Annotated in this window: 21 protein-coding genes and 3 tRNA genes; 9 read left to right on the forward strand and 15 right to left on the reverse strand. The window is 47.9% G+C overall.

Annotated features, from left to right (window positions below):
- Nucleotides 1-16 precede the first annotated feature (16 nt).
- A complete protein-coding gene (locus N6P30_RS22930) occupies nucleotides 17-1,540 on the reverse strand; it encodes a type I restriction-modification system subunit M (RefSeq protein WP_023293989.1) in 1,524 nt (507 codons plus the stop codon).
- A gap of 331 nt (nucleotides 1,541-1,871) precedes the next feature.
- Here N6P30_RS22930 and N6P30_RS22935 point away from each other — a divergent pair, with 331 nt between their 5' ends.
- The 7 genes from N6P30_RS22935 to N6P30_RS22965 all read left to right on the forward strand — a co-directional run bounded on the left by N6P30_RS22935 (nucleotide 1,872) and on the right by N6P30_RS22965 (nucleotide 9,459).
- Nucleotides 1,872-2,999 carry a hypothetical protein gene (locus N6P30_RS22935; RefSeq protein ID WP_089529615.1) on the forward strand — a complete coding sequence of 376 codons (1,128 nt, stop codon included), beginning with the start codon at nucleotides 1,872-1,874 and terminating at the stop codon, nucleotides 2,997-2,999.
- Nucleotides 3,000-3,147: 148 nt separating this feature from the next.
- Nucleotides 3,148-4,269, forward strand: coding sequence for a tyrosine-type recombinase/integrase (locus tag N6P30_RS22940; RefSeq protein WP_023293993.1), 1,122 nt, complete (start codon nucleotides 3,148-3,150; stop codon nucleotides 4,267-4,269).
- 137 nt (nucleotides 4,270-4,406) lie between these two features.
- The gene (locus tag N6P30_RS22945; protein ID WP_023293994.1) at nucleotides 4,407-4,595 is read left to right on the forward strand and encodes a helix-turn-helix transcriptional regulator; all 189 of its coding nucleotides are present in this window, start codon (nucleotides 4,407-4,409) and stop codon (nucleotides 4,593-4,595) included.
- Nucleotides 4,596-4,619: 24 nt separating this feature from the next.
- Entirely contained in the window at nucleotides 4,620-5,222 is a 603-nt protein-coding gene (locus tag N6P30_RS22950) for a hypothetical protein (protein WP_023293995.1), read from the forward strand.
- Nucleotides 5,223-5,280: 58 nt separating this feature from the next.
- Nucleotides 5,281-7,881 carry a hypothetical protein gene (locus N6P30_RS22955; RefSeq protein ID WP_023293996.1) on the forward strand — a complete coding sequence of 867 codons (2,601 nt, stop codon included), beginning with the start codon at nucleotides 5,281-5,283 and terminating at the stop codon, nucleotides 7,879-7,881.
- Nucleotides 7,882-8,144: 263 nt separating this feature from the next.
- Nucleotides 8,145-9,071, forward strand: coding sequence for a helix-turn-helix transcriptional regulator (locus N6P30_RS22960; protein WP_023293997.1), 927 nt, complete (start codon nucleotides 8,145-8,147; stop codon nucleotides 9,069-9,071).
- On the forward strand, nucleotides 9,064-9,459 hold the full coding sequence (locus N6P30_RS22965) for a hypothetical protein (RefSeq protein ID WP_060616070.1): 396 nt from the start codon (nucleotides 9,064-9,066) through the stop codon (nucleotides 9,457-9,459). Before N6P30_RS22960 ends, N6P30_RS22965 begins: the two co-directional genes overlap by 8 nt.
- 83 nt (nucleotides 9,460-9,542) lie before the next feature.
- Here N6P30_RS22965 and N6P30_RS22970 read toward each other — a convergent pair whose 3' ends face one another.
- From N6P30_RS22970 to N6P30_RS22995, 7 genes are all read right to left on the reverse strand, one after another.
- Nucleotides 9,543-9,935 carry a hypothetical protein gene (locus N6P30_RS22970; RefSeq protein WP_023293999.1) on the reverse strand — a complete coding sequence of 131 codons (393 nt, stop codon included), beginning with the start codon at nucleotides 9,933-9,935 and terminating at the stop codon, nucleotides 9,543-9,545.
- A gap of 42 nt (nucleotides 9,936-9,977) precedes the next feature.
- Nucleotides 9,978-10,298 (reverse strand): hypothetical protein, encoded by a 321-nt coding sequence (locus N6P30_RS22975; RefSeq protein ID WP_023294000.1) that lies wholly within the window; start codon nucleotides 10,296-10,298, stop codon nucleotides 9,978-9,980.
- An 85-nt stretch (nucleotides 10,299-10,383) separates the two neighbouring features.
- Nucleotides 10,384-10,620: a DeoR family transcriptional regulator gene (locus tag N6P30_RS24690; protein WP_077871873.1), complete on the reverse strand. Its 237-nt coding sequence runs from the start codon at nucleotides 10,618-10,620 to the stop codon at nucleotides 10,384-10,386.
- A gap of 295 nt (nucleotides 10,621-10,915) precedes the next feature.
- Nucleotides 10,916-11,350: a DUF2787 family protein gene (locus N6P30_RS22980; protein ID WP_023294001.1), complete on the reverse strand. Its 435-nt coding sequence runs from the start codon at nucleotides 11,348-11,350 to the stop codon at nucleotides 10,916-10,918.
- A gap of 72 nt (nucleotides 11,351-11,422) precedes the next feature.
- Complete coding sequence (locus N6P30_RS22985; protein ID WP_023294002.1) at nucleotides 11,423-11,953, reverse strand: hypothetical protein; 531 nt, start codon at nucleotides 11,951-11,953, stop codon at nucleotides 11,423-11,425.
- Nucleotides 11,954-11,978: 25 nt separating this feature from the next.
- On the reverse strand, nucleotides 11,979-12,350 hold the full coding sequence (locus N6P30_RS22990) for a hypothetical protein (RefSeq protein ID WP_023294003.1): 372 nt from the start codon (nucleotides 12,348-12,350) through the stop codon (nucleotides 11,979-11,981).
- A gap of 359 nt (nucleotides 12,351-12,709) precedes the next feature.
- Entirely contained in the window at nucleotides 12,710-13,927 is a 1,218-nt protein-coding gene (locus N6P30_RS22995) for a site-specific integrase (protein ID WP_023294005.1), read from the reverse strand.
- Between the two features lie 80 nt (nucleotides 13,928-14,007).
- Between N6P30_RS22995 and N6P30_RS23000 the strand changes: the two genes are divergently transcribed.
- The gene (locus N6P30_RS23000) at nucleotides 14,008-14,748 is read left to right on the forward strand and encodes a hypothetical protein (RefSeq protein ID WP_023294006.1); all 741 of its coding nucleotides are present in this window, start codon (nucleotides 14,008-14,010) and stop codon (nucleotides 14,746-14,748) included.
- Between the two features lie 241 nt (nucleotides 14,749-14,989).
- Here N6P30_RS23000 and N6P30_RS23005 read toward each other — a convergent pair.
- The 6 genes from N6P30_RS23005 to uvrY all read right to left on the reverse strand — a co-directional run bounded on the left by N6P30_RS23005 (nucleotide 14,990) and on the right by uvrY (nucleotide 18,526).
- Nucleotides 14,990-15,076: transfer RNA gene (locus tag N6P30_RS23005), tRNA-Leu, on the reverse strand.
- Between the two features lie 11 nt (nucleotides 15,077-15,087).
- Nucleotides 15,088-15,161 (reverse strand) — tRNA-Cys (locus tag N6P30_RS23010).
- Between the two features lie 46 nt (nucleotides 15,162-15,207).
- Nucleotides 15,208-15,283 (reverse strand) — tRNA-Gly (locus N6P30_RS23015).
- 152 nt (nucleotides 15,284-15,435) lie between these two features.
- Complete coding sequence (gene pgsA, locus N6P30_RS23020; protein ID WP_023293890.1) at nucleotides 15,436-15,984, reverse strand: CDP-diacylglycerol--glycerol-3-phosphate 3-phosphatidyltransferase; 549 nt, start codon at nucleotides 15,982-15,984, stop codon at nucleotides 15,436-15,438.
- Nucleotides 15,985-16,040: 56 nt separating this feature from the next.
- Nucleotides 16,041-17,873, reverse strand: coding sequence for an excinuclease ABC subunit UvrC (gene uvrC / locus N6P30_RS23025; protein ID WP_023293889.1), 1,833 nt, complete (start codon nucleotides 17,871-17,873; stop codon nucleotides 16,041-16,043).
- The gene (gene uvrY, locus N6P30_RS23030; protein WP_023293888.1) at nucleotides 17,870-18,526 is read right to left on the reverse strand and encodes a UvrY/SirA/GacA family response regulator transcription factor; all 657 of its coding nucleotides are present in this window, start codon (nucleotides 18,524-18,526) and stop codon (nucleotides 17,870-17,872) included. The genes uvrC and uvrY overlap by 4 nt, the downstream gene beginning before the upstream one ends.
- A gap of 465 nt (nucleotides 18,527-18,991) precedes the next feature.
- Here uvrY and N6P30_RS23035 point away from each other — a divergent pair, with 465 nt between their 5' ends.
- Nucleotides 18,992-19,216: a DUF2594 family protein gene (locus N6P30_RS23035; RefSeq protein ID WP_008500345.1), complete on the forward strand. Its 225-nt coding sequence runs from the start codon at nucleotides 18,992-18,994 to the stop codon at nucleotides 19,214-19,216.
- 66 nt (nucleotides 19,217-19,282) lie between these two features.
- On the opposite strand, the gene sdiA is transcribed toward N6P30_RS23035, so the two are convergent.
- The coding region (gene sdiA, locus N6P30_RS23040) for a transcriptional regulator SdiA (RefSeq protein ID WP_260629981.1) at nucleotides 19,283-19,789 on the reverse strand (507 nt) is incomplete at its 5' end.

A 19,789-nucleotide genomic window follows, 5' to 3' on the forward strand; every position in this document is an offset into this window, starting at 1 on the left:
CTTAAGCATCCAACCTTTAGGCACCATAACCTAACTCCTTCAAATAACCTGCCATCTCCGTTTCCAGTTTCGCCAGTTCCACCTTCAGTTGCTCTCGCGCTTTACGCACGGCCAGCAAATCGACCTCTTCCTCTTCCTCAAAGGTATCAACATAGCGCGGAATATTCAGGTTATAGTCGTTGTCCTGAATCTCTTTCAGGCTGGCAAGATAGGCGTATTTCTCGACGTTATCGCCATCACGGTAGGTCTTGACGATTTTCTCGATGTTTTCTGCGCTGAGCTGGTTCTGGTTTTTACCTGCCTTGAATTCACGGCTGGCATCGATAAACAGCACCTTGTCATCAACTTTCTGCTTTTTGAAAATCAGAATCGCAGCCGGAATCCCCGTACCGTAGAACAGTTTTTCCGGCAGACCAATTACCGCATCCAGCAAATTTTCGTCGATCAGTTTCTGGCGAATTTTACCTTCGCTGGAGCCACGGAAAAGCACACCGTGTGGCACAACTACGCCCATACGGCCAGTTCCCGGTTTCAGGGTTTCGATCATATGCGAGATAAAAGCGTAATCTCCTTTAGTCTTCGGCGGTACACCGCGACGAAAACGGCCAAACTTATCGTTCTCGGCCTCGTCATGGCCCCACTTATCGAGGCTGAACGGTGGGTTAGCGGTCACGATATCAAACAGCATCAGGTCGCCATTTTTATCGAGCAGCTTCGGGTTACGAATGGTATCGCCCCACTCGATTTTATGGTTGTCTTCCCCGTGCAGGAACATATTCATTTTCGCCAGCGACCACGTAGAACCGATCGCTTCCTGACCGAACAATGCATAGTTACGACTATCATGCCCGGAGACAATTTTACGCCCACACTTCATCAATAATGAACCGGAACCACAGGCTGGATCGCAGATGGTATCACCCGGTTGCGGATCGAGCAGTTCTGCAATCAGGTCTGAAACTTCTGGTGGGGTATAGAATTCCCCGGCTTTCTGCCCGCCGCTGGCGGCAAAGTTTTTAATCAGATATTCATAGGCATTACCGATAACGTCCAGCGTACCTACACGGCTCGGCTTCAGGTTGAGATCTTCACCGGCGAAGTCTTCCAGTAGCTGACGCAGGATGGTGTTCTTCTGTTTTTCTTCACCCAGACGGTCAGTGTTAAACGAAATATCCTGGAACACGCTTTTCCCGGCATCTTTCAGTTTGGTGCCGTTGGCTTCTTCAATAGCGTGTAGTGCCTGATCAATACGCTCGCCGTTGCCCGGCTCATGGCGACGCTCGTAAAGAGCATAAAAGCTGGCGCTTTTCGGCAGCACAAAACGCTCGTTAGCCATCATCGCTTCAATCAGTTCCGGCGCATCACCGTACTGTTTTTTGTAATCGTCATAGTGGTCCTGCCAGACATCCGAAATGTACTTAAGGAACAGCATTGTAAGGATAAAGTCTTTATAGGTGTCAGCACTGATGGTGCCACGGAACGTATCGCACGCGGCCCACAGGGCTTTGTTGATCGTGTCCTGACTGATTTTGTCGTTCATGAATCATCCTGGTCTGAAGAAAAGCTAGCGATGCAAAACTTTGCATCGTAAAAAATTGTGGTAAATGATACCTCAAGAAACGCCCCTGGACACACCTGAATCACAGTATCTTTAGGGGGATTGTCCACCTGATACCGACAGATGACTTGCTGATCCCCTCATGTTTGCAAGTTAATAAATTATAATGATATTAGCAGGATAGACTCGATGTAAGCTATGGTGTAAAACTGCCGTTGGGGTAAATAACCTACTCATGCTCTTGTAATCACAGCACTACCTTGCAAACCTCCATCAGAAAAAGGGTTTCTGACCTAAATAAACGAGGCACATTATGTTTGAAAACTATCCTAAGCCGCCTAAACGAGAACAAAAAAACGCTGACCTTCTCGCTAAATATCAGAAAGACATTGATAAATTATCCGAAATATTCACTGAGGATGATTTGCTACACCTGATGACACAAGAACAACCGGATGGAACACGTAAGATGCGCCCCTCATTAGCCGCTATCGAGATTTTCGCGCCCTCCGCATTATTGTCCAATTATATTAATTTTTTTCAGTATACTGATTACCTTGAGAAATGGTGTGTACTGCAACGTGAGGAATTCAAAGTGCTGGCCATTAATATCTACGGCCATAATTCGAATAAACAAAATAAAATCCCTGATAAAACTTTAAAGGAAATCGATGCATTTTTGAAGAGCTTACTGAATAAGGCACCCAACGATCCGACACATCCGATTTTCACATTACTAAATATTCTTGATACACTTGTAGATGAAAAAACGTATCAAAGTAACAAACCCTACATCTGGAATGGTAAGTTTTCGATGCACATTCATAACAAAGCACTCAAAATTTCCCACAGAAAAATCATAACCTATATCAAATCCTCCGATTTCACTAATTCACTCCCGAAAATTTCAAATCTGGAAGCCCAGGATGCTGCCCTCCTTTTTTTTGCAAGATTTTGTGATGAATTTTATTTTCACTTTCTATTGCAAATATTAGATAAGATGAAAAACTCCGGGCTTATTAAAGATAATTGCCTCAACCACCCCGCCATGTTTCAATTGATTACTCTTGCAATGTTACCCCATGAGGTCATGCAACACTTTATTAATGAAAAAGACACTGCAATTACATTAACTAGTCCCGACCGATTTGTTATTGATGAAACCATCCCCAGAAACAAAGAAAACCTGACAGGGATCCAAAAAAACATAAACCAGATTTTATACAAAACATATATTTACATTGCACTGCTTATCTTCCCAGAATGGAAACCCACAGCCAAAGAAATCATCCTTTTTCTTGAAGGTAAAAGTAAAACCGTTAAAGGATTATTAGATCTAAAATCGACAGCTCTGGGACTACCTTCAAAGATTAACGATGTGGGTCGCCTCAGCAAAAATGAATATGTCACCCGATTACTATCACTTGCTCAGACTAAATGAACTCATAGAGTCACGACCCGCAGAGAAAGTTCATCTGTAGATAAAAAATACAGTTCTAAATTGAAATGATGAACTGTGAAAATGACAACTCGCTATTAGCTCATCTGACATCGTATTTTTCCTGATACACATTCACAGGAGAACTACGATGTCCATTATTGACCTGCGTTTCAGCACCAAATCACTTCAGCAACTGCCGCATCCGACGACTGGTTGCCAGGAATACCGCGATATTCACTGCCCCCAACTGAGGGCGCTGGTCTATCCCAATCAAATCACGCTCGCGTTTCGGGCGACCATCAACAATCAGCGTATTTATGAAACGCTTGGGACGTTCCCACATCTCGATATTGAAGATGCCCGTCTGAACACTATGATTCGGCTTGGTAATAAAAAACGCCTGGCCATACAGTCCCGCCGTCATACCGTCGAACAGGCTATCAACGAGTTGTGGATTCCTGATATGCAGTTATATAAGAAAAGTCCACAGTCTGAGCTATCGAAGCTCAATCGCCATATCCGACCCTTCTGGGGGAAGCGTCGCCTCTGTCATATCACCCCAGGGGAAATCGAAAAATTCGCCGCTGGCCTACGACCGAAATTAAGCCCGGCAACAATAAACCGCCTTCTGGCTCTGCTCTCAAAGATATGCTCTCTGGCTGTACGCGCTGAATGGATAAATCATTCTCCGATGACCCACGTTCGTTATCTGAAAGAGAACAACGTCCGATATCGCACACTTTCTGCCACTGAAATTCCATTATTTATTGCTGCCGCTGAGGCCCTGAATACGCCCGCTGCTGATGCCATATTGCTTGCACTCTATACCGGTATGCGTATTGGTGAAGTTTGTACGCTGAAATGGGATTACTGGCATCCAGACGCACAGCAATTACTTCTTCCGGATACGAAATCAGGGCACCCATTCACCTGCCCGCTTGCAAATCCCGCAGTGGCCATTATTCAGCGACAGGCACAACTGGCACTCAGCACGACCTGGATTTTCCCGCGCATTACCGACACGACTCGCCAGTTGAGCTATCCGCGTGAAACCTTTACCCGGATTTGTCGGGATGCTCGCATACAAAATCTGCGCATGCATGACCTTCGTCGGACGTTTGCCACCCGCGTGCTACAGGCAACCAGCGATATCGCCATGGCTTCCCGTTTACTGAATCACCACTCACTCACTGCCACCCGCCGCTATGCATTTCACAATGCAGCGGACACTCAGTCAGTAGTGTCACAAGTGGTTGATAGTTTTAAATAAAAAATCTGACAACATGAGCTGTGAGTTTAATGAAGTGCCATCTAACTGCGCAGCTCGTAATGTGTGAGCACACCACTGCAGGGCCCGGCAGTGACTGACAGAACCTATAAACACCTTTAGCTCTGAGGAGCCCTGATATGTACATCAACAGTAAACAGCTTGCTATTCGCTGGGGCATTGCACCCAGCACCATTGCCAGTGACATCACCCGTAACCCGACCAAGCTCCCTCCGTTCATCCGGCTGGGACGTGCGATCCGTTTTCCCGTGGCTGAGGTGGAAGCCTGGGAAAAGCAGCAACTAACAAATACACAAACTTCGCGCTAATTTGACTTTCAAGGAGTAAAAACAATGAAAACCTCAAAAATACCCAGCTTTGACTACCTGGTTAACGCCAGCGACATACTTATCCCTGTCTCTGATGTCATCAGCATCAGTCTCGTTGAAAACCGCCTCAATTTTATTAGTCGGGCGTGCCGCCTGCTGCACACCGAGTCTTTTGATACGGATGAAGCAGCGAAAACTGCGTTTAACACCTATGCCCGCAACTTCGAAAGTAACCTGCCTGAAGAGGCTGTCTACCGGGGTAATAACTGCATTGCCCGACTTAAGTTCGTCTACGGCATCAGCCTGTTCCAGAACGCAGAGCGGGCTATCCTGACGCTCACTAACCGTTATGGCGGAACGCTCGTCAGTGAATCAGCCAAACCTGACACTCTTGATGAGGCATTTCAGGAACTGTCTACCACTCTTGGTGGTCGCGAATTTGAAGGAATGGGCTTTCGTTGGTTGCATGCTAATTGTCTTCTCTCCTCGCGACTCTTGCCTATGGTAGAAAAGACGCCGAACGGCGTCGTCATTAAAGTCAACGATAACTTCGTATCTTTCGTAGCAACGAAAGACGATGCTCTAAAAGAGCAACTGTTTGCCGAGATCCGTACAGCCCTTGCCTGATTTCCCCTTAATTAGCGGTGTCGATATTGACACCGCTCACCTGAATAAGAAAACACTTATGTTTGACATGAATGCACTGCTCGCAGATGCGGCGGGAGTGACGCAACCTGTCGCCCGCTCTGCTAAAACGCTTGATAACTTTCCGTTAATACCGCAAAAATCAAAAAATCGACTGGACGTCAGCAGCGAGCTACATCTTGATATCGGCTTTGATACTGAATATGTCTATAACCCACATACAAAGCAAAACGACATTCTGTCTTATCAGAGTTATGTCGTGCTGCCTGATGGTACGGGTATTCCCGGAATTCTGTACCCCGCCAGCGCACACAAAAAAGATCGCTTGTCGCTGAAAAACTTTCTCGCGAAAACCCTCACGCCGCTATTAAAGAATGATCAGATTACCGAATGGCCGGGTTCGATTACGCTGTATGCTCATTTCCTGCGGGCTGATGTTGCCTCGTTTGCCGATTTCTGGAGCGATCACAAAATACTGCTGAAAGGAATTCGCAGTACAGTCAGCAGTTTTAAAAACCGCTACGGTATTGATTTTGATGAAGTCGAAACTCGTCGTGAAAAAAACAGCCTAATCATGTTTGATAAGCGGACCAGCCCGTCCCATTGCAGCAATGTAACGTTTACCGATACCTTGTTGATCACTCCGGGCGGTATGGGACTGACGGAATGTGGTGAATTACTTGGCCTGCCGAAACTAACCATTCCAGCACCTTATTCAATCAGCGATATGCGCCAGTATTTAAAAGGCGATCGACGCGGTTTCGAGGCCTATGCAGTTCGTGATGCCGAAATTGCCGTGCGCTATGCCTTACAGGTGAAATCGTTCTGCACTGAAAGTCTGCTGATTGAGCGCGTCCCCACTACGATTGGTGCGATGGCTGTTTCCCGGTTTCTCAAAACCATTAAGGAAAGCGGCCAGTCTCCTGAAGTCTGTATGGGAACCAGGACGGAATCACGCCAACGCTGGAACCCGGACACTCAGGGATTCAGAACATTGAAATCGACGCAGAGTATACCCGCAAGGGAACTCTACGAAACGTTCGCCATAAACTGCTATCACGGCGGACGAAATGAGTGCTTTATGATGGGCATTACCCCTGAAAGCCAATGGTATGACTACGATTTAGCAGGCGCTTACACCACAGGCCTGTTAGATATTTTGCAGCCTGATTACGATAATATTTACCAGAGCCAAAATCCTGAGGAATTTTGCGGGCATACCATGGGATTTGCGCTGGTCAGTTTTCGATTCCCCGACACGGTACGCTACCCCTGCCTGCCCGTCAGAACCGACCAGTACGGATTGTTTTTCCCTTTGACGGGTGAGTCATGGGCGACCGCCCCGGAAATAGCCCTCGCTCTGTCTCTGGGTGCGGAAATGACTATTCAGCACGGTATTATCATCCCCTGGCGTCAGTATAAATCTAATGATTCCTCATCACCGGCAGAACCAGCATGCTCCGTGTTTTTACCCTTTGTGCAACAGGTACGCGAAAATCGTAATCGCCATGATAAAGGGTCTCTGGAGGAGAAATTCTGGAAAGAGATCGGAAATTCACTGTACGGAAAACTCGCTCAGGGTCTTCACGCAAAGACTGCATTTGATACCGCCCGAGGGCTGAACAGCCCTTTGCCGCCTTCGTCAGTCACCCAGCCATTTTTTGCTGCACATGTCACGGGATTTGTCCGCGCGGTGGTGGGCGAGTTGATGAATGCACTCCCGCCGAATGCAACAGTGGTCAGTGTGACTACAGATGGTTTTCTGACGGATTCCGCTATCGAGAATATCGATATGTCTGGCCCGTTATCATCACGTTTTCAGGCGTTATGTGGCATTGCGGATCCGGGCTCGTCTATGCTGACCTGTAAACATCAGGTCAGGCAACTTGTCGCCATGAAAACCCGGGGGCAGTTGACCTATAAAGAACTTGCAGGCTACCCAATCGTACACGCCCGTGCAGGAGTTAAACCCCCTGCTGATATTCCCCGCGACGACTATAACCGCTATATGGTGGACCTCTATCTTAACAGGGCTCCGGGTCAGAAGCTTCGCAGGGGATCTCTCATTTCAACCCGTGATATGTGGTTGAATGAAAGCGACCTTGTCGCCGTTGAGTCGGATATCCGGTTAAATCTGGAGTTCGACTTTAAGCGCCAACTGATCGCCCCTACCATGAATGATGGACATTTGTTGATGTATTCCCGTCCGTGGAATGATATAGCCCAGGCACTTAAGCAACGCCAACTTTTCGATGACTGGCGGCAGACACACAGCCTGAAAGATGAAGCTGACTGGGAAGACTGGTGTGATTTTCTCTATTGCAGAAACGTTTTTACCCCTCTGAAACTGAAAGTAGGACAAAATCGAAGCGATGACGTCCTTGTTCGCCTTTTCCTGCGGGCCCTGGCTCAACATCAATGGGGGCTCACGCCGGACGACAGAAAGCGACAAACCAGTGTTGAGATAGCTGCATGGCTGGTCGAAGCAGGCTACTCTGTGACATCCAGTGATGTTAAAAATGCAGGCCGGGCTAAGCTCCCACCCATTATCTTTGGTTCTCTGACTTCCCGAATGACTCGCCTGATGGACCATATATTGCTGAAATATCCTGGCTTCTCATTGCCCTCGGTAATTTTGTAAATCCTTCACGCTGAATACCTGTTTGCTAAGCCCACGCTCCCAGTCGTGGGCTTTACTGTTTGGTAGATAATGAAGCTCCGGTAATAAAGCTGCTTCCCGCAACCACCACAACATGGACAGGTTGAGTCCACAAAAACCATGCTAAAAGTATATCCTTGAATTTTATGTATTTTATTTTTTAGAAATCCCTCTTCGGCTTGGACTCATCTTGTCCAGCACCCTGCTGAAAATATCCTTCCAGCTTCAATTAATTGGATGCCTGAATGGATAAGCATGACAAACTTGGGTATCGCCTTGGATTGATACTGACTCGCCTTAACAACGGTGAATCGGTCACGGTGAGTGGGCTCGCTGAAGAGTTTAATGTCTGTGATAAGACCATCCGGCGTGACCTTACGCAGCGACTGGCTTATCTCAACCTTCTTCGCAGTGGTAAGAAATATCACCTTCCCGTTGGCGTTCTGGGACAGCGCAGCAATACGGACTTGCGCCGGTTTACGCGTATTCTGGGTATTGACGGGTTATTTCCACGCTGGGATGACCGCCTGTTAGGCATATTGCTGGGCAATGCCGAAAATAATCCGTTTCTGATCAAACAGCGTCCCTACGAAAACTGTGGGGTTTTTATGTCTACGTTGAATACATTGTCAGACGCGATTCGCGGCAGCAAAAAAATAAGCTTTATATATAAAGCGAAACGTTACAGCGCCATTGAACCCTATCGTCTCGTCAGTGACAGAGGGATCTGGTATCTCGCTGCCATTGAGGGAGGTGTGCTGAAAAGTTTCGTCATTTCAGCGATGAAACAGGTTCTCCCCAGTAACATGTCATTTGCCATGTCGCCGGAAATTCATCTGCAAATCGAGAATGCTGAAAGTATCTGGTATGGCGCAGAGCTTACTGAAGTACTGATGTCGGTTTCTGCACGTGTAGCCCCATGGTTCTTGCGCCGTGCGCTGTTACCGGGTCAGGAAATTATTCACACTTCCGCAAGCGGTGATTTGCTCGTGATTTCACGGGTGGCTCACTTCGGCCAAATTATCCCTCTAATCAAATACTGGATGCCCGAGGTCGAAGTTCTAAAACCAGCATCGATTCGTAATCAGGTGACGCAAGACATACGCCTTGCACTGAAACGATACGAGCTGAATGAAAGTACGGAATCAACCGGAGATAGCCCTAATGAATAAAGATGAAAAAGCGCTCGAGAATTTTTTTGAAACAATGGCAACGGATTTACTCAGCGGCCTTCTTGACGCCAATGATAATGAACAGAATGCACATCTTAAAGCCTGGCTTGACGCGCCATTCAATGTGGTTCCCGAACATCTCCTCCAGCATGCAGAGATGATTTGCAATCACTTCAATGCCGGTGAAAACGGACATTTGTTAATGCACGGTATTGATGATCAACTGGCAGCAATGAATCTTTCCCGCAAGGAACGCTTTAGCCCTATGAAAAAAGGGATCGTTGGTTATGCTGCACCCCGTGACCTGGAGAAAGTAAATTCATTGTTAAAAGTGATTATTTCTTATTACGAGTGTGCATTAATCAAAGCGAAGATGGGTGCTGATTAAACAATTAAATTTTTAAAAACATTATTGTTGATTATTTTCTGTAAAAAAAAATGCGGGAGTGATTACTCCCGCATACTTTATCGTCAAAGTTTAACTAACCCTGCTTTAATTGCCAGACGGACACATTTATTGGCCTCCTGCATAATCACATCCTGGGGATATCTGTTCATTTCTCGATACCCATCAGATTTAGCCATGCGGCCTTCCATTCCGGCATTATCCAGAATGGTCTTCCAGGCATCCCGAATTTTCTTTGAGTCCTTTTCACCTACTCCACCGGAGAGTGTGCCAAATAGCTCTTTGGCATTACTGTTGAGATTTTTGTATTCCGCTGCATTTGGATCCAGCAACATCGCCATTTGAGTTGACTGGCGAGTTGCTTCATAACAACGCCCTGCTGTATCAAGTGAAACAGAAGCGGCTATTGAGGTGACAGGCACGATGGCCGCAACACATCCGGCAATTATCTTTTTCATATCATGATTTCCCAATTGTGTGAGAAGGATTATCTGTTCTCACTACTGTCTGTTTGATGGTTTTCGGTAAAATGTCACACACTTATCTGCAAACGCTGCCTGCTGGTATGCCCGAGGCAGTTCATTCTCCAGGGCGATGGTGTTTTCATTAATAGATTCTTCGTCAACGCCATAACGTTGTAGTTCTCCCTCCAAATATTTATATATTTCAGCAGTGACTTTTTTATCTGACTCCATGAGTTGCCTGTTTATACTGTCCATCGCAAGATAACAGGCTACACGGTTATTTACCTGAACAAGCCCGGCATTCGCCTGCGACAGAAAACCTGTGAATAACAGAGCCGCCATTATCGTTCTTTTCATCTTACATCCTTAATTAAGGTGGTTTATTTGGTTCATTGCAGAGCCTAATGCAATGCTAGGACAGGTTATGTCCATGTAGAGAAAATTATTTGAATATTCCTTGCCTGACTCGCTCTCTTATCAGAGGAGCCAACCGCACTTTCCCGGGAGAAAGAACCTCCGTTACTGTTTCCACCCTCAATAAGTCCCGTCGTCCTGTCCGACGGGAAACAGAAAACTGCTGGCAAATATCATTAACCGACAGAGAATTGCCGGTATAGAGCTGGAGCAATATCCACCCCAGTCTTTCAGCGATCTTCTCGCCTCGTGACTGACGCATCATGGGTACCTGTCTAGTTTTGTTTCAACAGTCCATCGGCCAAAATCGCCACTAACACACTGTAATATCGATGTTATTTATGCGGTGTAAAACTGCCGTTGGGGTAATGGAGTCATCGTTATCACCCTGTCACTGAGGAATGCGCCATTTGGGCCTAAACCACGAGGGATCTGAGATCCCCCGTATCTGCACATGTTTATGCGAACAGCCCGGAAAAAGAGATATCATCCCCATGCTGTGATGCACGCCGCATGCAGAAAATTACAAAGCCGTCCGCTTTCTTCCTGTTCATAACGGGTCAACAATTTTCCTCAGTTACCGTTACCCAGTAAACCCCCATTGCCAGGTATTCAATAAAATTACTCTCCCATAAAGACCAGAGCTCATTCATCTCTGTTGTTAGCGAAATATCGCCGATCAGATAATGGAATACGTAATGACCCGACCAGCAAAAATCTATTTCCTTTTCCAGTTCCGGATAGACTCGCCCCATGTAACTAAAGTCTGTGACATAATCGAAATACCACTCGTTATCCTGACGGATGAAACGCATTTCAACCGGATGAAATCCGCCGGATTCTGCACTGTAGTCCGGGTCACGAAAATTAATGACCACTGCCCTGACCGATGTTTGCTGAGATTGTTCTGCCAGAAGCGCAGTGATGTGCTGCTGAAATAATTTGGTAACAGGCAGAGTTAATCCTGCCTGTTTTAAGGCATACTGGGTTTGCATAATGAATGTTCCTGAAGAAGATGAATAGTGGTGAGTAGCCGTTTCTGGTTGTATGAACGTACTGGTAAAGAATTAACCCTCTGCGTTCTTTTCTCTATCCCCAACTTTGCTGAGTGTTTTCAGGCGCACACGCCAGTCGGCGTATAAAACATGCGTAAATAACTTCTCCGGATGCGCCTCCAGCAGACATATATCTGGCGAGCGCAGAACAGCAGCCAGAAAACCAGAATTATTGGCACTAGCCCCTTTAAATAAGGGTCTGAATACGCCGGATGTGAAACCCGTTATCGGTTGTACTTCGAGTACACTTTCAATTTTAGAAAGTGAAATCCAGTCCTTAGAGAACAATCCTCCGCTGCCATTTGCCAGTAGGCGCAGATAAAGCTCATTATCTGTTTCAGACATTGCCAGTTGCCATGTCAGCATACCACTGGCCTTAGGACTGATTTTTTCCGCCTGCCCTAATTCAATGAGCAGATTATAACTCTCTTCAGGTAATGTTTTCTCATCTTTAGTGATACCATTCTCAACATCGCTTAAATCATTATTTAACTCCAGCTCATCGTTTTCATTATTATTTTTTCCTGACTTTAATTTTCTCATTTCCTTCTCCTCATTTTAATCTGATTTACAGACGGAATTCCGCCATAGACATTAATGTATCAATACCGCCCAGAGGACAATTGGGATGAAACAACAGATAAATACCATTCCCGTTATCTTCTGTAATTGATAGCATCAAGTAATACTCTTCTGTCAGACGGACCACGAACTCGGGGTTTGCAATTAAATGATGGATTACATCCAATACGTGTCGCTTAATATCTTCAGGAACATCATCAGGTTCAATGTACATTAATGTTACTCCGACCTCTCCCCAGAAATTCATTGCAGAAGATTCATCATCAAATGGGAGTATCAGCTCTTTTCTCAGGACAGTCATAACTGAATCGGGAAGAAGGAGCGACGGCAGGTCTTGCCAGTTCGAGACAAATTTCATTGAACAACCCTCATAAATAAAAACCCCGATACGTTTTAAGTATCGGGGTTATGTAGACAGGAAAAGAATCTTGAATTGCCTTTAGTGGTCATCTATATACGCTCATAATATCCACACGATTTACAGACCAGCACTGGCGCATTATTTCTCTCTCGCTGCTCCATAAATCCAAAGAGGCGTTTTATTGCCCTGATGATGTCTTTGAGCAATTCTGCCATTTGATCCGGGCTGATATAACCAGCAGGCGTTGTCAGGAACCGATCATCACGAGTCAACTCAGCTATCTTTCCGGCTGTTTCCGTCACTGTGTTTCGGCTATCGCACTTAGGACATTTTAACGGCATAATCATTCTCCACGTTTAAGGGGTGCTAAAATCATCATTGTTACCAACAGTAACGGTGTTCAAAAGAAGATCTGTTACGCCCTGTCCGGTCTGACGCATACGCTCTGGTGTCAATTTCGCGTAGCGCTCCGTGCTTTGAATACTGGCATGCGCTAGCTGGGCTTTAACGTCATACAGACTGTACTGACCACTGGAGACAAGTAATGATGCGACGGAATGTCGCGTGGTGTGAAAACAGACTTCACTCTTATCTATACCGCATTCGGCCAGTATTTTTTCATACGCCCACCGTGGTTCTGATATCGGCTTTCCATTATCTTTTACGGCAAACAGATAGGGGTTACTGCCAACCCTTGGGATCGAGTCAATAATCGATAATGCGACATCACTGAGATAAACCGTCCTGCTGCGACCATTCTTTGTATAAGGAATAAACAAGGACCTGTTATCCCGATCAACATGTTTGTGCATGACGTTAAGCATTTCTGATTTGCGGGTACCGGTTAACAACAGCATTGCTATCAGTCCCCCAGCAGCCTTATTGGGATATCGTGCCGCAGCATCGAGGATCTTCCTGATCTCATCAGCGTCAAAAAAGCGCGTCCGCTGATTATTCTCCTTTAGCAAAGGGATCTTATCGGCTTCATTCTTCTCCAGGACATCCTGTCGTAGCGCATAACGCCCCATCGTTTTCAGAATAGCCAGTGCCCTGTTACAGGTAGACGGGGCATACTGCTGGCCGTGAATACGCCCCTCAAGCATGTCGAAAAGCACCTGCTGGATCTCCCGGGCCCGAAGGTCACAGTAACGAATCTTCCCCAGACGGGATTCAATGTATTGCGTGAAACGCTGCACATCCTTATCCCAGGACTTTTTATGGCGCTTGATGAACGGAACATAGGTCTGGTGGAAAAACTCACTAAGTGTGGGCATCGCCCGATAATTATCGCGCTCCGCTTTCGGGTCATTACCCAGTGCAATTGACTCTTTGTGACGACGCGCTATCTGACGGGCTGTCCCCACATCAATTTCAGGGAATCTGCCAATACTGATACTTTTTTTGGTACCGTGGAATGTGTATCGCAGGAGGAAACGTTTGTTACCCGTTCGACCTGAGAGGCATTTGAGGCCAATGACCTCGGTATCAGATACCTCAAGCTCTGTAGATCGGGTATCTGTGTTTGCCGGAAGGGCTTTGATGGATGAATTGGTGAATCGGAAGGATTTCTGCATGATTATCCTCATGTATCTTACTGATATCATGAAAATAATATATATCTGAAGGTGTATTTATTACGGAGCGGGATTGGAGAATGGAAAATCTATTAGACGCGTACAAACGGATATTACAGGAGGTTGACGCCCAGTCATTTAACCTGAGTGAGGATAAATACTCGGGCGTCTTTTTACCTGTACCCTTTGAAGAATACTGGCATTCACCGGCAAAAATCATGCTGGTTGGACGTGAAACCGCTGGCTGGAATACGCTGAATGGTAAGAATACGATGTCGCGGGTGCTGGGACTCATACCTGACGTCACCATCGGGCAAGTGGTTGAAGAGGCTGTAGCTCGTTACAGGAATCATCTTCCGGTACAAAATGAAGGCACCACCAACCTCAAATCACGTAGCCGCTTCACGCAATATCATTTCCAACTGGCCCGGGAGCTTAATATCCCTCCACAGGCTATCGTGTATGCCAATCTACTGGCGTGGGATTACGACGGACTGACCCCTCTCAATCGCCCTCAAAATGAATTGCAGGAAGTCATATTAGCCTCGCTGAAGCTGCTGGCGGTACAAATTAAACACCTTGAGCCTGATTTCATCATCTTTGCATCTGGAGCCCGGAGAACAGACTACATCATAAAACAGGTGCTTACTGAGCTGGGCGGCTATGAGACTTCTTCAGTCATTCCGGGGAAGCTATGGGAGTTCAAAACAGGTAATGCAATCTGTTTCAGAATTGCCCATCCAAGGGCTATGCGCGGACACCAGAAGTACAGAGATGAGGTGATTGCACGAATTAAGCAACTTTGTACTCAGGGTGGCTAGAGCATTACAGCTTGCTCAGCAGGGCCCCCTTCCCGGAAGAGTACCGGAAAACAGGCAAAGCGACCTGGTTCTCTATGCTGGAGGCGACACGTTCGATTCGGCATTGCCTGGCTGAAGATTGCAGCTCATCGCACCCCGTGAGCACAGGATATGCACAGGACATGAATTTCAGGCACAAAAAAACCACCCGGAGGTGGTTTCACGACACTGCTTATTGCTTTGATTATTCTGCTTTTTCCCATGGTAGCCGGAGTGGGACTTGAACCCACACAGCGCGAACGCCGAGGGATTTTAAATCCCTTGTGTCTACCGATTCCACCATCCGGCCAGGGAAGAAAGTGGAGGCGCGTTCCGGAGTCGAACCGGACTAGACGGATTTGCAATCCGCTACATAACCGCTTTGCTAACGCGCCGTAAAACTTTTCAAACTGACACCCGCTGTTGCGCATGTCTTTAATCTGGAGCGGGAAACGAGACTCGAACTCGCGACCCCGACCTTGGCAAGGTCGTGCTCTACCAACTGAGCTATTCCCGCATGTCATCAAGTAAATGTCTAACCACTTGATTTCATTATCGTCCGGCTTGCTGTGCCGCCGTTCGATGCGTTGCATTCTACTGATATGACGTTATGAGTCAACGTTATTTTTTGCATCCCCGGATCGTTTGCTGAAAATTACGGCGAAACGATCACTGATCAAGCAAATCTCCGCGCGCAGCGTTCAAATATTGCAGCATTGACCACAGCGTCAGCACTGCCGCCACCCACAGGAGGCCAATCCCCGCCCACTCAACCGAGGCGTTCGGACGCCAGAGCATCCAGACCAGCGCCGCCATCTGCGCCGTCGTTTTCACTTTACCAATCCAGGAAACCGCCACGCTGCTACGTTTCCCCAGTTCAGCCATCCACTCGCGCAGCGCAGAGATAATAATCTCACGGCCGATCATGGTTGCCGCAGGCAGCGTCACCCACCAGGTATGATAGTGCTCAGCCACCAGCACCATCGCAATCGCGACCATCACTTTATCCGCCACCGGATCGAGGAAGGCACCGAAACGGGTGCTTTGATTCCAGCGGCGCGCCAGATAGCCATCAAACCAGTCTGTTACCGCTGCAATAAGGAAGATCAATGCGCAGGCAAAGGGTGCCCAGACAACCGGCAGGTAAAACGCCAGCACAAAGAACGGGATGAGTACAACACGAAAAAGAGTGAGCAACGTAGGGATGTTATATTGCATAGTGACGGTAACTATTTGTTGTCAGTAAAATTTAGCTCTATGTTGCTACAGAGCCCTCAATGTTTCAACGAGTAGTAGATCTTTTCTGCCAGCCCTTGCGAAATACCCGGCACTTTTGCAATTTCCTCCATGCTGGCGTTGAGTAATCCTTGCAATCCGCCCATATACTTCAGCAGCATCTGGCGACGTTTTGGCCCCACGCCTTCGATCGTCTCGAGTGAGCTGGTGTTTTTCACCTTCGCCCGTTTTTTGCGGTGACCGCTGATGGCGTGATCGTGCGATTCATCGCGAATATGCTGAATGACGTGCAGCGCCGGAGAGTCCGGCGGCAGGCTGAAGCCCTCACCTTCCGGCTCGAAGAACAGTGTCTCCAGACCGGCCTTACGATCGGCCCCTTTTGCGACGCCCAGCAGCAGCGGATGGTTTTTATCCCAGCTGACATCAAGCGATTCAAATACCGCTTTCGCCTGGCCGAGCTGCCCTTTCCCGCCGTCAATCAGGATCACATCGGGGATCTTGCTCTCTTCTATGGCTTTACCATAGCGACGACGCAGCACCTGATTCATCGCCGCATAGTCATCGCCCGGCGTGATGCCGGTGATGTTATAGCGGCGATACTCGGCGCGCAGCGGACCGTTAGCATCAAATACCACGCAGGACGCGACCGTCTGTTCACCCATCGTATGGCTGATGTCGAAACACTCCATCCGTTTCACTTCCGGCAGCTTCAGCAGCGCCGCCAGGGCCGTTAAACGCTGGTGCACCGTCGACTGCTGCGACAGCTTCGTGCTCAGCGCCGTTGCCGCGTTGGTCCGCGCCAGCTTCAGATAACGCGCGCGATCGCCGCGCGGTTTGGTTTGAACATTGACCCTGCGCCCCGCCAGTTCAGAGAGCGAATCGGCCAGCAGGGTTTTATCGTCAAGATTAAAATCGAGCAGGATCTCAGAAGGCAGCGTGCGCATCTGGCTGCCCTGCAGATAGAACTGGCCGACAAAAGTTTCCACCACTTCGCCCAGTTCGGTACCGCCAGGCACTTTCGGGAAATAGCTGCGGCTGCCGAGCACTTTGCCCTGGCGAATAAACAGCACGTGCACGCAGGCCATCCCGGCGTCAAAGGCCACGCCGATCACGTCGAGATCGTCACCGGTATTCGAGACAAACTGTTTCTCAGTCACTCTGCGCACCGCCTGGATTTGATCGCGAATACGCGCGGCCTCTTCGAACTCGAGTGCGGCGCTGGCTTTTTCCATCCGCGCAATCAGCTGGGTTAAGACCTGATCGTCCTTGCCGGCTAAGAACAGGCGCACATACTCCACCTGCTGGGCATACTCTTCTTCACTGACCAGCCCGGCCACGCACGGTCCCAGGCAGCGTCCAATCTGGTACTGCAGGCATGGCCGCGAACGGTTACGGTAAACGCTGTTTTCACACTGGCGGATCGGGAAGATTTTTTGCAGCAGCGCCAGCGTTTCTCGCACGGCATAGCCGTTGGGGAACGGCCCGAAATATTCACCCTTCGCATGTTTTGCACCACGGTGCATAGCGAGGCGCGGATGGGTGTCGCCGCTCAGAAAGATAAACGGGTAGGATTTATCATCGCGCAGCAGGACGTTGTAGCGCGGCTGGTAGAGCTTAATATAGTTGTGCTCAAGCAGCAGCGCTTCTGTCTCCGTGTGCGTGACGGTAACATCAATATTCTGGATGAGTGAGACCAGCGCTTCGGTCTTACGGGAGGCCAGGTTACTGCGAAAATAGCTGGAAAGGCGTTTTTTAAGATCTTTTGCCTTCCCCACATAGACAACCGTACCGCCAGCGTCATACATGCGATAGACGCCAGGCTGGCTGGTTACGGTTTTCAGAAATGCTTTTGAATCGAACACATCACTCACTGACTTAACAACGTCTCCGCATTACACAAACCATGTCGGATGGCCAGATGCGTCAGTTCGACGTCACCATGAATGTTCAGTTTACTGAACATCCGATAACGATAGCTGTTTACCGTTTTCGGGCTGAGATTCAGCTGTTCCGAGATCTCATTCACCTTCTGACCTTTGGTGATCATCAGCATAATCTGCAATTCACGCTCGGACAAACTGGCAAAGGGTGATTCGGTTTTCTCGGGCTCGATCTGACTCAGCGCCATCTGCTGAGCGATGTCGGACGCAATATAACGCTGTCCGGCATACACAGAACGGATAGCATTGACAACCTCCTGCGGTGCAGCACCTTTACTCAGGTAACCCGCCGCGCCCGCCTGCATCACTTTCGCGGGCAGTGGATTTTCGGTATGCACCGTCAGCATGATGACTTTAGTGTCTACAAAGGTACGCGCGATTTTGCGTGTTGCTTCAAGACCACCGATACCGGGCATGTTCATATCCATCAGCACCACATCGGCGGAGTGGGTACGGCACCATTTTACCGCATCTTCGCCACAGCATGCCTCACCGGCAACTTTAATACCTTTAATATCTTCAAGAATGCGTCGTATCCCTGCGCGCACCAGTTCGTGGTCATCAACAAGAAGGACGTTGATCAAAGGAAATGTCTCCAGAATAGGGATAACGCTACTGTGTGATAATTTGGTTTATATTAACGGTTTTCCTGACAATATTAAAACGTTAAAAAACCGGCTATTCGATTTTGCTCTCGTTTTTGGAAATTAGGCTGTACAGGCGGTGGAAAGAGAGCCCGTGCATTCAGGGCTCTTGCAGCTTTTTTTAACCATCTGTATTCAAAAAGTTACAAAAAACGGGCTGGCTTAACCTGCGCAAAAACAGGGTTCAACTTTTTGTAACAATAATTAACGGCAAGCGAACCCGACCTAAACAATTAATAATCATTAAGCGGGTTGAGTTTACCGGTACGATCTGTTTACGCAATTAAACATCGGCGTAAAAGTACGAAAAACAACCGCTGCATTTTTTGCTTCAGCTTGTGGTATACTCCGCCGCCTTGACTTTCGTCGTCGCGCTTTAGCGCCGTTTAATAATGAGGAAAATAAATGAGCACACCTGAATTTGCCACTGCGGAGAATAACCAGGAACTGGCACAGGAAGTAAACTGCCTGAAAGCGCTGCTAACGCTGATGCTGCAGGCGATGGGCCAGGCTGATGCCGGTCGTGTGATCATCAAAATGGAAAAACAAATCGCGGAGATGGAAGACCAGGCTGAATCAGCGGTATTTGCTAACACCGTTAAGCAAATCAAGCAAGCGTACCGTCAGTAACAAAAAACGGCTGGATGCAGTGCATTCAGCCGTTCGCTCGTCTGTCACGCAGAACGTTTTACTGCGTCAAATCAGTCCCGTTGCCGCCGCATAGCACGCGATCTGCGTCTTGTTGGGCGCGTTGAATTTCTTCTGCATATTCTTCTGATGGAAGTTAACGGTATTCTCTGAGATCGAGAGAATGATCGCTATTTCCGCTGACGTCTTCCCTTCCGCAGTCCATTTCAGAATTTCACGCTCGCGCTTGCTGAATTTCATTTCCGGCGGCATGACCATCTCATCGTCAAAACGCATCAGCGAGGTTAAGGCCATTTGCACCAGCATTTGCAACCGCAGCTCTATTTCTTCATGGGCTAATGGCCCTTCCTGTACACGCGTACGAGACACTGACAGGAAACCAAGCGCATGATTTGGCAGCATCAGGCACTGCGTTATTCCCGAGCGTAAACCGTGATCCTGGGCGCTGTGCCATAATTCCTGCGCCTCGGCGAATAATGCATCTGTCCAGGGGAGATGGCCCTGAATGAAATTCTCCGGTTTTAAAACCGGATCAATCGCGAAATAGTTCGCGGA

The sequence above is a fragment of the Enterobacter sp. PL1 genome, from assembly GCF_945957325.1.
GTDB lineage: Bacteria > Pseudomonadota > Gammaproteobacteria > Enterobacterales > Enterobacteriaceae > Enterobacter > Enterobacter roggenkampii.